This window comes from Streptomyces sp. NPDC051987, from assembly GCF_040680735.1.
GTDB lineage: Bacteria > Actinomycetota > Actinomycetes > Streptomycetales > Streptomycetaceae > Streptomyces.
This window is the reverse complement of record NZ_JBFAXI010000025.1, coordinates 67,672-81,893: the sequence shown is the minus strand read 5'-3', so window position 1 is coordinate 81,893 and position 14,222 is coordinate 67,672. Positions and strand designations below refer to the sequence as shown.

Genomic DNA, 14,222 nt, shown 5'->3' with positions numbered 1-14,222 from the left:
CCGACCAGCCACCCTCGCCCCCACCGACCCACACCCCACCACCCCGGCTCCCCCGCCGACCGAGTCGTGGCCCGCCCCAGCCGACCCCCTCGTCACCGAGTCGCACTCCGCTGCATCGGCCTTGCTGCCAGTCGAGTCGTCCGCGTCCTTCCCCACCGAGCCGGAACCCCCCGCGGCCGTCTTTCTGCCGACCGAGTCGGATGGCGGGCGGGCGCGGGCTCGGGGGTCCAGGGGGCGGAGCCCCCTGGGGGCAAGCTGCAGCGAGGGGCTGCGGTGAACCGGCGGCGCATCGAGGGCCTCCTGCTGGGCCTCGCCGCAGGCGACGCCGCCGGCTGGCCTTCCGCCCGGCACCGCGCATCCCGGATGCCCGAGTGGACCCGCCGCCTCACCCGCGAGCTGGACACCTTCGCCGAGCAGAACGCGACCACCACCCTCCCCGTCCCCATCGCCCTCAACCAGCCCCCCGAGCCCCTCCGCCTCGGCCCCTCCGACGACGCCGAGTGGGCGGCCTTCGCCGCGGAAGCCGTCCTGCGGGCCGGCGCGGACACCCTCCTCGGCGACCTCAGCCGCGAGCTCCGTACCCGCGCCGCCATCGACCTCACCTGGACCGCCGTCGCCTCCGAGGTCGCCGCCGCGGCCGAACGCGCCCCGGAGATCGAGTCGGCGGTACTCCCGCTGCGCGCCCGCATCTCCGTCCGGGCCGGCCTCGGCAACCTCGCCACCGGCCTGCGCCCGCCCGCAACCGGCCACGACAACCCGCACTACTTCGACGACGCCGCCTGCGTCCGCGCCTGCGCGCTCGCCGTCGCCCACCCCGGCGACCCCGAACGCGCAGCCGACCTCGCCGAGTTCGACGCCCGCTACACCCAGGACGGCGACGGAGTGCACGGCGCCCGTGCCATGGCCGCGGCCCTCGCCCTCGCCCTCGTCGGCGCCGAGGTCGAGACCTGCGTGGCGGCCGCCCTCGGCGAACTCCCCGAGGCCACCGAGATCGGCCGTAACGCCCGGCACGCCCTCACCCTCGCCGGCACCGCGGACTCCGCGTTCGCCCTGGTCCCCCTCCTCGAACACCAAATCGTCGACCACGTCTACAGCTATGGCATCGCCGCCGCCGAGACCGTCCCGGTCGCCCTCGCCCTCGCCACCGCCTCCCGCGGCCGGATCGCCGAGGCCGTACCCGCCGCCGCCTGCCTGTCGCGGGTCGCCGACTCGGCCCCCGCACTGGCCGGCGCGGTCACCGGCGCCCTCGGCGGCGCCGAGGCGATCCCGGCGTCCTGGCGGGACGCCTGCCGTACCCTCTCCGGCTGCGCCCTCCCCCGCCTCACCGGCACCGACCTCGTGGAACTCGCCGAACTCCTGGAAGCCACACAACCGGCCCGTCCCGGTGGATGATTCGGTGCATGACGCCCAAAGGAGAAGAAAGCGCCGGAGCTTCGCTCGACGACCGGATCACCGGAGCACTGGTCGGGGCCGCCGTCGGCGACGCCCTCGGCGGCCCGGTCGAGGGCTACTCCCCCGACCAGATCGTCGAACGCCACGGCGGCCGCGTGCACGGCATCGTCGGCCCCTGGAACGGGGACGCCTGGCGCACCGCCCGCCCCATCGCGCCGTACCACAAGGGCGACGGGCACGTCACCGACGACACCTTGATGACCCATGCGCTGGTCCGGGTGTACGACAGGGTCCGCGACCACCTCGACGCGTACGCGATCGCCGACCACCTGGTCCCGGACCTGATGACCAACCCCCGCTGGATCCCGGAACTGGAGGCGGAGGCGCTCCCCCTGCACCGCGTCTTCCTCGCCGAGAAGTGGCTGGCAACCCGCCTGCACTACGGCCATGTCGACCCCCGCGAGGCCGGCGTCGGCAACATCGTCAACTGCGGCGCCGCGATGTACATGGCCCCGGTCGGCCTGGTCAACGCGGCCAACCCGCGGGCCGCGTACGCCGAGGCACTGGACATCGCGGGCGCCCACCAGTCGTCGTACGGCAGGGAGGCGGCGGGCGTCTTCGCGGCGGCGGTCGCGGCGGCGACGGCGCCCGGCGCGACACCGGACTCCGTGATCGGCGTCTGCCTGTCCGTGGCGAAGGACGGCACCCGCGAGGCGGTCGAGAAGGTCTGTGCGGCGGCGGCGCACCACACCGACGTCGAGTCGGCGCTCGTCCCGCTGCGCGCCGCGGTCGCTCCCTACGACACGGTGGGCCCCGACTACCGGTCTCCCTCCCTCGGCGCCCGGCGTCCCTCGCGCCTCCACGCCATCGAGGAACTCCCCGTCGCCCTGGGCATGGTGCTGGTGGCCGGCGGCGACTACCGGCACGCCGTCCTCGGCGCCGTCAACTACGGCCGGGACTGCGACTCCATCGCGACGATGGCGGGCGCGATCGCCGGGGCGCTGGGCTCGCCGGTTCCGGAGGAGTGGGCGAAGCGGGTCGCGGAGGCCAGCCGCCTGGACCTCTGGGAGCCGCCGCGCACGCTGGCCGCCGTGACCCGCGAGATCTTCGCCCGCGACACGGAACGCCGCCGCGTCCACGAGGAGTCCTTCGCCCGCCTCGGAGGCACCGGTTGCTCCGCCTGACCTGGGTCCAGCCGGAGGACCTGCTGGGCCATGAGCTGCGCCAGGCCCGGCAGGACGGGCGGGAGCCGTCGGCGATCGCTGCGCGCTGGCGGGCGGCGGGGGGCGCGGACGCGCCGAGCCGGGCCGGGGCCTCGCCGGACCGGGCGTCCCGCTATCTGCGCCAACTGGCGGAGGACCTGCTCGACGAACTCGCGGACCTGCCGAGTCGGTTGAACGAGCCGACGGAGCTGGCCGAGATCAAGGCGCTGTGTCCCGAGTGGCCGACTGCGCCACGGGGAGGGCGGTGCGGACCGTCCTGCGACTGCGCGTGCGCGGGGGCTGATCGCGCAGTTCCCCGCGCCCCTGACGGGGCGCTACAGCCGCCGCTCCTTTCCAGCTCAGCCGCGGGCAGTGTCCCCACCCCCCAGCCCCCACCCGCCCGCGCCTACCACGCCGCCTGGCTGGGCCGTGCCGTCGGCTGTCTGCTCGGCAAGCCCGTCGAGAAGCTCCCGCTGCACGCCATCCGCGACCTCGCCCGCGCCACCGGCAACTGGCCCCTGAACCACTACTTCACCGCCTGCGGCGTCCCCGCCGACCTCCTCTCGGCCCACCCCTGGAACCGCCGCTCGGCCGCCACCTCCCTCGCCGAGAACATCGACGGCATGCCCGAGGACGACGACCTCAACTACCCCCTCCTCAACCTCCTCCTGCTCCAGCGCCGCACCAAGGGCTTCAGCACCGCCGACGTGGCCGCCCTCTGGCTCGACGAGCTCCCCGCAGGCCGCACCTTCACCGCCGAACGCGTCGCCTACCGCAACCTGCTGACCGGCATCGAACCCCCGCAGACCGCCCGCCACCGCAACCCCTTCCGCGAGTGGATCGGCGCCCTCATCCGCGCCGACGCACACGGCTGGACCAACCCCGGCGACCCGGCCGCCGCGGCCGAACAGGCCCACCGGGACGCCACCCTCACCCACACCGCCAACGGCGTCTACGCGGCGATGTTCATGGCGGCCGTCATCGCCACCGCCGCCACCGGCGCCCACGACGTGCACGCCTGTCTGCGCACCGGCCGGTCCGTCGTGCCGCCCCACTCGCGCCTCGCCCAGGCCGTCGACCACGCGATCCGGCTCGCCGAGACGCACGCCGACTTCGACACCGTCGTCGACGAACTCCACGCCACCCACTCCCCCACCCACCACTGGGTGCACGCCGTCCCCAACACCGCCCTCATCGCCGCCGCCCTCACCCACGCCGACGGCGACTTCACCGGCTCCGTCTGCCGCGCCGTGAGCGGCGGTTGGGACACCGACTCGAACGGCGCGACGGCGGGCTCCGTCGCCGGACTGCTCGCCGGTGACCCCGACGCCCTCCCGGACCGCTGGACGACCCCGCTCAAGAACCGACTCGCCACCTCCGTCGCCGGCTTCGACGGCACCGGCTTCGACGCCCTCGCCCACCTCACCCACCTGGAGGCGACCCGCTCATGACCCACATCGCCGTACTAGGCAGCCTGAACATGGACCTCGTCGCGTACGCCGAGAAGGCCCCCCAGCTCGGCGAGACCGTGACGGGGCGCGCGTTCCGCACGATCCCCGGCGGCAAGGGCGCCAACCAGGCGATCGCCGCCGCCCGCGCCGGCGCCACGGTCTCCATGATCGGCGCGGTCGGCCACGACGCCTACGGCGTCCGGCTGCGCGAGACCCTGGAACACTCCGGCGTGGACACGGACTCGCTGCGCACCATCGAGTGCCCCTCCGGCACCGCGCACATCGTCGTGGACGACGAGGGCGGCAACGCGATCGTGGTGGTCCCCGGCGCGAACGGCACCGTCGACCACCTCGCCCCCGGCGACGAAGGGGTGATCGCCTCCGCCGACATGCTCCTGCTCCAGCTGGAGATCCCCCTCGCCGCGGTGGTGGCCGGTGCGCAGGCCGCCCGCCGGCACGGCGTCCGGACCGTCCTCACCCCCTCCCCCGCCCGCCCGCTGCCGTCCGAACTCCTCGACAGCATCGACCTGCTGGTGCCGAACGAGCGGGAGGCGGCCACCCTGACCGACCGCACCGACCCGCGCGACGCGGCGGCGGCGCTCCTCGACCGGGTGCCGCAGGTCGTCGTCACGCTCGGCGGGGCCGGCAGCCTCTACCTCACCCGCGACGCCGCGCCGCTGGTCATCCCCGCTCCCCGGGTGACCGCCGTGGACTCCACGGGCGCGGGCGACACCTTCGTCGGCGCCCTCGCGGTGGCCCTGGCCGAGGAGAAGCCGATCCGCGAGGCCCTGTCGTGGGCGGCCGCGGCGGCGGCGATCTCCGTGCAGCGGGAAGGGGCGACGGAGTCGATGCCGTACCGCCCGGAGATCGAGGCCCAGTACACCGCATGAGGACGACACCCACCGCACCCACCGCGGCCACCACACCCACCGCACCCACCGCGGCCACCGCGGCCACGGCCCCGACGGCGGCCGAGGGCCCGGCGACGCCGCCCCGGCCCGCGCTCCCGCCCCTCACCGGCCTGCGCGTCCTCGACCTCGCCACCCTCTTCGCCGGCCCCCTCGCCGCCACCCTGCTCGGTGACTTCGGCGCCGAGGTCATCAAGGTGGAGCACCCCACCAAGCCCGACCCCTCCCGCGGCCACGGCCCGGCCAAAGACGGCGTCGGCCTGTGGTGGAAGCTGCTCGGCCGCAACAAGCGGGCCATCACCCTCGACCTGTCCAGGCCCGGCGGCCGTGCCACGCTGCTCCGGCTCGCCGCCACCGCCGACGTGGTCGTCGAGAACTTCCGCCCGGGCACCCTGGAGAAGTGGGACCTCGGGTGGGAGGAGCTCTCCGCCGTCAATCCGCGGCTGGTCCTGACCCGGGTGACCGCCTTCGGCCAGTTCGGCCCCTACGCCCGTCGTCCCGGGTTCGGCACCCTCGCCGAGGCGATGAGCGGCTTCGCGGCGATCACCGGCGAACCGGACGCCCCGCCGACGCTGCCGCCGTTCGGACTCGCCGACTCCATCGCGGCGCTGGCCACCGCGTACGCCGTGCTGACCGCGCTCGCGGCCCGGGACCGCACCGGCGAGGGCCAGGTCGTCGACATGGCGATCATCGAGCCGATCCTGGCCGTCCTCGGCCCCCAGCCCACCTGGTACGACCAGCTCGGCTACGTCCAGGAACGCACCGGCAACCGGTCCGCCAACAACGCCCCGCGCAACACCTACCGCACGGCGGACGGCAGCTGGGTCGCCGTCTCCACCTCGGCCCAGTCGATCGCCGAACGCGTGATGTGCCTGGTCGGGCGGCCGGATCTGATCGACGAGCCGTGGTTCGCGACGGGGGCCGGCCGGGCCGCGCACGCCGACGTCCTCGACGCGGCCGTCGGCGACTGGGTCGCCACCCGCTCCCGGGCCGAGGTGCTGGCCGAGTTCGAGAAGGCGGAGGCTGCGGTGGCGCCCGTCCAGGACGTACGGGACGTCATGGAGGACCCGCAGTACCAGGCGCTGAACACGATCACCACGGTCCCCGACCCCGAGCTGGGCCCGCTGCGCATGCAGAACGTGCTCTTCCGGCTCTCGGCCACCCCCGGCGCGATCCGCTGGACCGGCCGTCCGCACGGTGCCGACACGGAGGAGGTCCTGGCCGAGCTGGGCCTGACCCCGGACGAGGTGCGGGCGCTGCGCGCGGAGGGTGCCGTATGACCACCGCGCCGTTCCCGCTCACCTGGCTGTACGTGCCCGGCGACCGGCCGCGCGTGGTCGCCAAGGCGCTGGTCTCCGGGACCGACGTGGTGGTGATCGACCTGGAGGACGCGGTCGCGCCCGACCGCAAGGACTACGCCCGCGCCGCCACCGCGGAGCTCCTCGCCCACCCCCAGCCGGTGCCGGTCCACGTCCGGATCAACGCCCTGGGGACCCCGTGGGCGCCGGCCGACGTCCGGGCCCTGCGCTCCCTGCCCGGTCTCGCCGGACTCCGCCTCCCGAAGGTCACCGGCCCGCAGGACATCCGCCACGTCGCGGCCCGGACCACCGCCCTCCCGCTCTACGCCCTCCTCGAATCGGCCCTCGGCATCGAACACGCCTACGCCATCGCCGCCGCCGACCCGGCCCTGCGGGGCATCTCCCTGGGCGAGGCGGACCTCCGCGCCGACCTGGGCGTACGGGGCGACATCGGCCTGGACTGGTCCCGTTCCCGGATCGTGGTCGCCGCGCGGGCGGCAGGCCTCGCCCCACCGCCCCAGTCGGTCCACCCGGACACCCGGGACCTCAAGGGTCTCGCCGCCTCCTGCGCGCACGGCCGCGCCCTGGGCTTCCTCGGCCGCGCGGCGATCCACCCCCGTCAGCTCCCGATCATCGAACGGGCCTACCTCCCCACGGAGGCCGAACTGGAACAGGCCGAAACGATCATCAAGGCAGCCACCACGGAACAGGGCGCCCAGGCCCTCCCCGACGGCAGCTTCATCGACGCGGCGGTCGTGGCAGCAGCCCGCAGAACCCTCTCCCTCACCAACCGCCGCTGATCCATGGCTTTTCCTTCCGCCGCGACGGCGAGATCCACGACGGCGCTGTCCGGTGGTGCCCGCCCCGCCGCACCCCCGGCGGCCGCCCACGAAGAGGGCGCCCGGTCGATCCCGGGCGCCCTCTTCGTCGTACCGCAGCAGGTCAGCTCTTCTTGGTCGCCGACCCGGCCTCGTCCTTGACCTCGTCGGCGGCCTCACCGTCGGAGGCGTCGGGCTCGGAAGCGGCCTCGGCCTCCGCCCCTTCCGTCGTCTTGACCTGGCCGCCGGCCTCCCCGACGCCGTCGGCACCCTCGGCGCCGTCGGCCTCCCCGTCGGAGGCGCCCGGTTCGACCACCGTCTCCCGGCCCGGCCGCTTCTTCGCCGAGATCACGATGTACAGCACCGCGAGCAGGAACACGATCATCGCGGTCCAGTCGTTCAGCCGCAGACCGAGGATGTGGTGGGCGTCGTCGACGCGCATGTACTCGATCCAGCCGCGGCCCACGCAGTACGCGGCGACGTACAGCGCGAAGGCCCGGCCGTGGCCCAGCGTGAAGCGGCGGTCGGCCCAGATGACGAGGAAGCCGACGCCGATGCACCACAGCGACTCGTAGAGGAAGGTCGGGTGGTAGTAGCCCGGGATCCGGCCGCCCTCGGAGGAGGTGATGTGCAGCGCCCACGGCACGTGCGTCTCGCGGCCGTACAGTTCCTGGTTGAACCAGTTGCCCCAGCGGCCGATCGCCTGGGCGAAGGCGATGCCGGGAGCGATGGCGTCGGCGTAGGCCGGCAGCGGGATCCCCCGGCGCCGGCACCCGATCCAGGCCCCGACCGCACCGAGCGCGATCGCGCCCCAGATGCCGAGGCCGCCCTGCCAGACCTTGAACGCGTCGACCCAGTCGCGGCCCGCGCTGAAGTACAGCTCGTAGTCCGTGATCACGTGGTACAGACGCCCACCGACCAGGCCGAACGGCACGGCCCAGACCGCGATGTCGGCCACGGTGCCGGCCCGCCCGCCCCGGGCGATCCAGCGTTTGTTGCCGAGCCAGACGGCTACGAAGACACCGATGATGATGCAGAACGCGTAGCCGCGCAGCGGGATGGGTCCGAGGTGGATCACTCCGCGCGAGGGGCTGGGGATGTAGGCAAGTTCTTCCATGGCAGGGTCGACGCTACCGTGCCGGACCGGGCCGACGGCAACCACCCCGGCTACGGCTCCATAACGGGGACGTGAGAAACACTTACCCCCTCCTACTGCTTGTTCGCGTCCTCGACCAGCTGCTTCAGCTTGTCCGGGGTCATGGTCTGGTCCTGGTAGATGTTCTTGCCGTCGAGCAGGACGGTCGGCGTGCCGTTGAACTTCGCCGCCTGGAAGGCCTCGTTGGATCTGACCACCCAGGAGGTGTGCGTGCCGTCCTTGACGCACTTCTGGAAGGCCGGCGTGTTCAGCCCCTGCACCTTGCCGGCCAGCTCGATCAGCTTGTCGTTGCTCGCGAACGCGTCGTCCGTCTCCTTCGGCTGGTTCTCGTACAGCACGTCGTGGAAGTCCCGGAACTTCCCGGCGTCCTGGGCGCAGGCCGCCGCGTTGGCCGCGTTGCGGGAGCCGCTGCCGCCGAGGTTGCCGTCGATCAGCGTGACCAGGTGGTACTCGACGCGCAGCAGGCCGGCGTCGACCAGCTCGTGGAGCGTGGGACGGTACGCCGTCTCGAAGGCCTGGCAGGCGGGGCACCGGAAGTCCTCCCAGACGGTGAGCGTCGCCTTGGCGCCGTCCTTGCCGACCGGGATCGCGAGGCTGTCCTTGCCCTGCGCGCCGGAGGGCGCCACGACCGGGCCGGAGCTCGCGCCGCTCTTGCCCTTGCCCGCGTTCGCGGCGATCACGCCGACCACCGCCGCCAGGCCCAGGACGCAGACGACGCTCGCACCCACGATCAGCGCGCGCCGTCGCTTGTCGGCGGCCCGCTGCTTCTCACGCTCGGCCGCCAGCCGCTCACGGGCCATCCGCTTTCCGTCACGATTCTTCTCGCTCACACCCCCAGAACGAACCGGGGAGGCGCACCGCGCCTCCCCGGTCCCAGGTCCACCCGTTCGAGTGACCGTAGGTTCCGTTGTGTCCGGCGGTAGCCCCTGCGGGTCTACGCCTGCCTGCGCACGCCCTTCGCCAGGTCCCCGGCGAGTTCGAGGACGGCCGCCAGGCCGGCCGCGTGGTCCGGCGCGTCCAGCATCCGCTTCACGAAGGCCGAACCGACGATCACACCGTCGGCGAAGCCGGCGACCTCGGCGGCCTGGGCCGCGTTGGACACGCCGAGGCCGACGCAGACGGGCAGCCCGGTGCCGGTGGCCCGGGTGCGCTCCACCAGGGTCTGGGCCTGCGCCCCGACCGATTCGCGCGTACCGGTGACGCCCATCAGCGAGGCCGCGTAGACGAACCCGCTGCCCGCCGCCGTGATCGTGGCGAGCCGTTCGTCCTTGCTGCTGGGCGCCACGACGAAGACCGTCGCGAGGCCGTGCTTCTCGGCGTGCTCCCTCCAGAGGGCGGACTCCTGCACCGGCAGGTCGGGCAGGATGCAGCCCGCGCCGCCCGCCTCGGCGAGTTCGGCGGTGAACCGCTCGACGCCGTAGCGGTCGATCGGGTTCCAGTACGTCATGACGAGGATCGGCTTGCCGGTGGCCTCGTGGGCCTCCCTGACCGTGCGCATGACGTCCGCGATCTTCACGCCGCCGCGCAGGGCGATGTCGTCGGCGGTCTGGATGACCGGACCGTCCAGGACCGGGTCGCTGTGCGGCAGCCCGACCTCGACGACGTCCGCGCCGCCGTCCAGGACCGCCTTGACCGCCTCGATGCCGCCGTCCACCGTCGGGAACCCGGCCGGGAGGTAGGCGATGAGCGCGGCGCGGCCTTCGGCCTTGGCGGCTGCCAGGGTCTCGTCCAGCAGCTGGATGTTCCCGCTCACTTGGCGTCCCCCTCGATCTCGGCGGTGGCGGTGGCGTCGGCGGCGACCTCGGCGTCGGCGTCGTACAGCCCGAAGTAGCGCGCGGCTGTGTCCATGTCCTTGTCGCCGCGCCCGGACAGGTTGACGACGATCAAGCCGTCCTTGCCGAGCTCCCTGCCGACCTCCAGGGCCCCGGCGAGGGCGTGGGCGCTCTCGATGGCCGGGATGATGCCCTCGGTGCGGGAGAGCAGGCGCAGGGCCTGCATGGCCGCGTCGTCGGTGACCGCGCGGTACTCGCCGCGGCCGGAGTCCTTGAGGTAGGAGTGCTCCGGCCCGATGCCGGGGTAGTCCAGACCGGCCGAGATCGAGTACGGCTCGGTGATCTGGCCCTCGTCGTCCTGGAGGACGTAGGACCGGGAGCCGTGCAGGATGCCGGGCTCGCCGGCGGTGAGGGTGGCGGCGTGCTCGCCCGTCTCGATGCCGTGGCCGGCCGGCTCGCAGCCGATGAGGCGGACGCCCTCGTCGGGGATGAAGGCGTGGAAGAGTCCGATGGCGTTGGAGCCGCCGCCGACGCAGGCGATCGCCGCGTCGGGGAGCCGGCCGGCCCGCTCCAGGAGCTGGCGGCGGGCCTCGACGCCGATGACCCGGTGGAAGTCGCGGACCATCGCCGGGAAGGGGTGCGGGCCCGCGACCGTGCCGAAGAGGTAGTGGGTGTGGTCGACGTTGGCCACCCAGTCGCGGAACGCCTCGTTGATGGCGTCCTTGAGGGTGCGGCTGCCCGACTTCACGGCGATGACCTCGGCGCCGAGCATGCGCATCCGGGCCACGTTGAGGGCCTGGCGCCGGGTGTCGATCTCGCCCATGTAGATGGTGCAGTCGAGGCCGAACAGCGCGCAGGCGGTGGCCGTCGCCACGCCGTGCTGGCCTGCACCGGTCTCCGCGATCACGCGGGTCTTGCCCATGCGCTTGGTGAGCAGGGCCTGGCCGAGCACGTTGTTGATCTTGTGTGAGCCGGTGTGGTTGAGGTCCTCGCGCTTGAGGAAGATCCGGGCGCCGCCTGCGTGTTCCGCGAAGCGGGGGACCTCGGTCAGGGAGCTGGGGCGGCCGGTGTAGTTGACCAGGAGGTCGTCGAGTTCGCGGGCGAACTCCGGGTCGTGCTTGGCCTTGTCGTACTCGACGGCGACCTCGTCCACGGCGGCGACGAGGGCCTCCGGGATGAACTTGCCGCCGAAGGCGCCGAAGTAGCCCTCGGCGCTGGGCACCTGGCCGGCGGGGTCAGGGAAGAAGAAATCACTGGGCATGCGGAAACCTCACGGTGAGTGCCGATGAAAAAACACTGCTCGCCGTGGGGCGGGGGGTGGTCAGTCGACTGCGGGCCCGTCGTGGCTGGTCGCGCCCACGCGACGGAGTCGCACAATCAGAGACAGCCCCGCGCCCCTAGAGGGCGCGCTGCCATCGACGGCCGTTCACCTGTCCCGGTTCGTCGCCGATGACGTAGCGGACCCGGCGGCCGTGGACCCGGCGGGCCGGCGCACGGCAACCACGGGGCCGGCAGCCGCGCGCGAGGCGGGCGTACCGGTCCACTGTCGTCGTCATCGTGAGAGTCATCGGGGTCAGCCTAGCGGGTGATCAGCCCCGGCCGTGCCGGAGCGCGGGGTGTTCGCCCGCCGCCACCAGGTCGGCCACCGCGGCCTTGGGGTCACGGCCCGTCACCAGGGACTCGCCGACCAGGACCGCGTCGGCGCCCGCGTTGGCGTACGCGATCAGGTCGTGGGGGCCGCGCACGCCGGACTCGGCGACCTTGACGACGCGGTCGGGGATCTCGGGGGCGACCCGCTCGAAGGTGGCGCGGTCGACCTCCAGGGTCTTCAGGTTGCGCGCGTTGACGCCGATGACCTTGGCGCCCGCGTCCACCGCGCGCTCGACCTCGTCCTCGTCGTGGACCTCGACGAGCGGGGTGAGGCCGATGGACTCGGCACGCTCGATCAGCGACTCCAGGGCCGGCTGGTCGAGGGCGGCGACGATCAGCAGCGCGAGATCGGCGCCGTACGCGCGGGCCTCCCACAGCTGGTACGACGTGACGATGAAGTCCTTGCGCAGCACCGGGATGTCCACGCGGGCCCGGACCGCCTCCAGGTCGGCCAGCGAGCCGCCGAAGCGGCGCTGTTCGGTCAGGACGGAGATGACGGCCGCGCCGCCCGCCTCGTAGTCCGCGGCGAGCCCCGCCGGGTCGGCGATCGCGGCCAGCGCGCCCTTGGAGGGGCTGGAGCGCTTCACCTCGCAGATGACCTTGACGCCCTCGCCGCGCAGTGCGGCCACGCCGTCCTTGGCGGCCGGTGCCTTCGCCGCGCGCTCCTTCAGCTCGTCGAGGCTGACGCGCGCCTGCCGCTCCGCGAGGTCGGCACGGACTCCGTCGATGATCTCGTCGAGCACACTCACGCGAGCGGTCCCCTTCCGGTTCCGGGCGGTTCTTCCAGTCGGGTCACAACCCATGGTCACATCGATGGTATCCGCAGGACGGCACAGGCCCCGCATCCAGCGGACGCCGGTCCCAGTACCTGGACGTTCACCACTTGATCAAGGATGCAACCAGCCACCGAAGGGCAGGTTCCGGACAATGGTGAAGACCAGAAGCAGCACGCCCAGGCTCCATGCCTGCGCGGGCCTGAGCACGATCCTGGCGGGCCGCCCGCGCACCGCGCGCGCCACCCAGACGGTCCACACCACGGCGAAGGCCACGTAGGCGAGCACGCCCGCCGCGTTGTCGCGCAGCGCGGCCAGGAAGTCGCCGTGCACGAACGCGTGCGCGCTGCGCAGGCCGCCGCAGCCGGGGCAGTACAGGCCGGTGAACCGGTACAGCGGGCAGACCGGATAGTGGCCGGGCTGGTTGGGGTCGACGGTGCCGACGTAGGCGAAGGCCGCGACGACCGCGCCGAGCACGGAGACGGGCACGGCCAGCCGGCCCCGGAGGGAGGGCGGCACCGGCGGGGCGGCCACGCTGTGGCTGTCGGCGTTCACGCCTCGCATTGTGCCCCCTGCGGCCCGCGCACGCGCCCGAGGGGCGCCCCGACGGCTCGGGGCGCCCCTCGGGAAGCGGTGCGGATCAGCTCTCGGCAGCGGCCGGCTCGCGGGTGGTGGCCGGGGCGCCGGTGGTGTAGGCGAGCGCGCCGCTCTGCTTCGGCTGGCCGAGGCCCATCGAGCGCATGATCATGCCGACGACACCGCCGAGGAGCACGATCACCATGCCCGCCCAGAAACCCACCGGCTGCGCCATCACCATGAAGGCGCCCGCGACGCAGAAACCGATGAAGGCGATGGTGACGCCGGTCCAGGCGGCCGGGGTGTGACCGTGGCTGCTGCCCGCCATGACTTGCTCCTCGTTACTGGTACGTGTCGTACGGGCCCGAGCTCGTACGTGTCCTTCCGGACGCTCGTCCCCCATTGTCCCGTACCCACACCCGTCCCAGGAGCTGGGGTGGCGTCTGATTCGCCACATCGACTGAGACATCCCCGTCGGCTGAAGCGCCCCGGAAGGCGCGCGGGGAAGTGCGCGCCCAGCCCCACCGGCCGTCAGCCCGCCGACGACCCGCAACGGCGCCTCCAGCGAAGCGTCACGCGCCGGTCGGGTCCTCGCCCCGGTCCAGCGCCTTCCAGATGTCCTCGGGCCGGTCCGGATCCACCGGCTTCGGCGCCCGGCGCGGCCGCCCCGCCCCGGTGCCGCGCTCGTAGCGGCCGGACATGGCGGGCCACAGCCGGCCGTAGCGCAGCGCCAGAAGCCCGGCGACCAGGATGAGCACGCCTCCGGCCGCGGCGACGTACGGCCAGCCCGTGTGGCTGAGCGCGTCCACGGTGGCGGAGGTGTCCCCGCTGGCCTCGGCGGCCTTGTCGTCGAGCGCGGAGCCGTCGGACGCGCCCAGCAGGGCGGCGGCGGCGATGCCCGCGCCGGAGAGGGCGAGGAGCCCTGAGACCAGGAGGCGGCCGGCCCTGCGGACGGCGAAGACGGCGACGAGCGCGGCGAGGCCCACTATGGCGAGGGCCGCGGGGACGCCCGTGACGTCGCTGCCCCTGGCGGTCAGCGGGAAGGCGCCACCGGCCACCGTGGCGGTGCCCTCCGCCCAGCGCTGCCGGCTGGCCAGCAGGGCCACGGCCGCGCCGAGCGCGCCGAACAGCAGCGCCACAGCGAGGCTGCGGCGGCCGGACCGGGCGGGTTCGCCGGCTTCGGAACGGGAGTGAGGAACAGCAGTCACGTACTCCACTATCGCCTG

The 14,222-nt window shown here is 73.7% G+C and carries 15 protein-coding genes; 6 read left to right on the top strand and 9 right to left on the bottom strand.

The genetic code is table 11. From position 1 onward, the window contains the following. Positions 1-273: 273 nt before the first annotated feature. The 6 genes from AB0M11_RS16300 to AB0M11_RS16275 are packed head-to-tail and all read left to right on the top strand — an operon-like array spanning position 274 to position 7,051. Positions 274-1,392: an ADP-ribosylglycohydrolase family protein gene (locus AB0M11_RS16300; protein WP_365705775.1), complete on the top strand. Its 1,119-nt coding sequence runs from the start codon at positions 274-276 to the stop codon at positions 1,390-1,392. An 8-nt stretch (positions 1,393-1,400) separates the two neighbouring features. Then, on the top strand, positions 1,401-2,576 hold the full coding sequence (locus tag AB0M11_RS16295; RefSeq protein ID WP_365705773.1) for an ADP-ribosylglycohydrolase family protein: 1,176 nt from the start codon (positions 1,401-1,403) through the stop codon (positions 2,574-2,576). Further along, entirely contained in the window at positions 2,564-4,045 is a 1,482-nt protein-coding gene (locus AB0M11_RS16290) for an ADP-ribosylglycohydrolase family protein (protein WP_365705771.1), read from the top strand. Before AB0M11_RS16295 ends, AB0M11_RS16290 begins: the two co-directional genes overlap by 13 nt. Beyond that, positions 4,042-4,935 carry a ribokinase gene (rbsK, locus tag AB0M11_RS16285; protein WP_365705769.1) on the top strand — a complete coding sequence of 298 codons (894 nt, stop codon included), beginning with the start codon at positions 4,042-4,044 and terminating at the stop codon, positions 4,933-4,935. The genes AB0M11_RS16290 and rbsK overlap by 4 nt, the downstream gene beginning before the upstream one ends. Then, a complete protein-coding gene (locus tag AB0M11_RS16280) occupies positions 4,932-6,233 on the top strand; it encodes a CoA transferase (RefSeq protein WP_365705768.1) in 1,302 nt (433 codons plus the stop codon). The genes rbsK and AB0M11_RS16280 overlap by 4 nt, the downstream gene beginning before the upstream one ends. Continuing rightward, on the top strand, positions 6,230-7,051 hold the full coding sequence (locus tag AB0M11_RS16275; RefSeq protein ID WP_365705766.1) for a CoA ester lyase: 822 nt from the start codon (positions 6,230-6,232) through the stop codon (positions 7,049-7,051). The genes AB0M11_RS16280 and AB0M11_RS16275 overlap by 4 nt, the downstream gene beginning before the upstream one ends. Before the next feature lie 142 nt (positions 7,052-7,193). Here AB0M11_RS16275 and lgt read toward each other — a convergent pair whose 3' ends face one another. The 9 genes from lgt to AB0M11_RS16230 all read right to left on the bottom strand — a co-directional run bounded on the left by lgt (position 7,194) and on the right by AB0M11_RS16230 (position 14,213). Next, complete coding sequence (gene lgt, locus AB0M11_RS16270; protein ID WP_365705764.1) at positions 7,194-8,186, bottom strand: prolipoprotein diacylglyceryl transferase; 993 nt, start codon at positions 8,184-8,186, stop codon at positions 7,194-7,196. 92 nt (positions 8,187-8,278) lie between these two features. Beyond that, on the bottom strand, positions 8,279-9,055 hold the full coding sequence (locus AB0M11_RS16265) for a thioredoxin domain-containing protein (RefSeq protein ID WP_365705762.1): 777 nt from the start codon (positions 9,053-9,055) through the stop codon (positions 8,279-8,281). Positions 9,056-9,159: 104 nt separating this feature from the next. Continuing rightward, positions 9,160-9,978, bottom strand: a complete 819-nt coding sequence (trpA, locus tag AB0M11_RS16260) for a tryptophan synthase subunit alpha (protein WP_365705760.1) — start codon at positions 9,976-9,978, stop codon at positions 9,160-9,162. Continuing rightward, entirely contained in the window at positions 9,975-11,258 is a 1,284-nt protein-coding gene (trpB, locus tag AB0M11_RS16255) for a tryptophan synthase subunit beta (RefSeq protein WP_365705758.1), read from the bottom strand. Before trpB ends, trpA begins: the two co-directional genes overlap by 4 nt. Positions 11,259-11,394: 136 nt before the next feature. Next, entirely contained in the window at positions 11,395-11,565 is a 171-nt protein-coding gene (locus tag AB0M11_RS16250) for a hypothetical protein (protein ID WP_365705756.1), read from the bottom strand. A gap of 21 nt (positions 11,566-11,586) precedes the next feature. Then, complete coding sequence (trpC, locus tag AB0M11_RS16245) at positions 11,587-12,396, bottom strand: indole-3-glycerol phosphate synthase TrpC (protein ID WP_365705754.1); 810 nt, start codon at positions 12,394-12,396, stop codon at positions 11,587-11,589. Positions 12,397-12,534: 138 nt separating this feature from the next. Continuing rightward, positions 12,535-12,984 carry a DUF2752 domain-containing protein gene (locus AB0M11_RS16240; RefSeq protein WP_365705752.1) on the bottom strand — a complete coding sequence of 150 codons (450 nt, stop codon included), beginning with the start codon at positions 12,982-12,984 and terminating at the stop codon, positions 12,535-12,537. A 76-nt stretch (positions 12,985-13,060) separates the two neighbouring features. Beyond that, on the bottom strand, positions 13,061-13,324 hold the full coding sequence (locus AB0M11_RS16235) for an HGxxPAAW family protein (RefSeq protein ID WP_365705750.1): 264 nt from the start codon (positions 13,322-13,324) through the stop codon (positions 13,061-13,063). A 244-nt stretch (positions 13,325-13,568) separates the two neighbouring features. Further along, the gene (locus tag AB0M11_RS16230; RefSeq protein ID WP_365705748.1) at positions 13,569-14,213 is read right to left on the bottom strand and encodes a TIGR02234 family membrane protein; all 645 of its coding nucleotides are present in this window, start codon (positions 14,211-14,213) and stop codon (positions 13,569-13,571) included. Positions 14,214-14,222 lie beyond the last annotated feature (9 nt).